Genomic DNA, 251 nt, shown 5'->3' with positions numbered 1-251 from the left:
GTCGAGCGCCAGGACACTGGCCGCGCCGAGTACAGCCACGCCACCGGCGAGATGGCCAGGAGCCTCGACGCCCTTGGCCGCTACGGCGAGCCGCTCAAGGCGACGTGGGGCCTGGTCGTCACCGACGCCCGCGGCCGTGAGGCCGAGTACCTCACCCGCGTCTATCGCTGGGAGGTTCGCTCCCGGCACCGACGCCAGGCGGAGGGCGACCCGGGACCCGGCGCAGCCGGGGCCCCTTGGACTTGTGTCAC

General features: G+C 74.1%; 1 protein-coding gene. It reads left to right on the top strand.

Going from position 1 to position 251, the window contains the following annotated elements; translation table 11 throughout:
* Nucleotides 1-51: 51 nt before the first annotated feature.
* On the top strand, nucleotides 52-251 hold a 200-nt coding region (locus SB754_RS21890; protein ID WP_410784410.1), incomplete at its 3' end, for a hypothetical protein.

Source organism: Leifsonia sp. SIMBA_070 (genome assembly GCF_046534635.1).
GTDB lineage: Bacteria > Actinomycetota > Actinomycetes > Actinomycetales > Microbacteriaceae > Leifsonia.
This window is presented reverse-complemented; position numbering and strand designations above follow the sequence as displayed.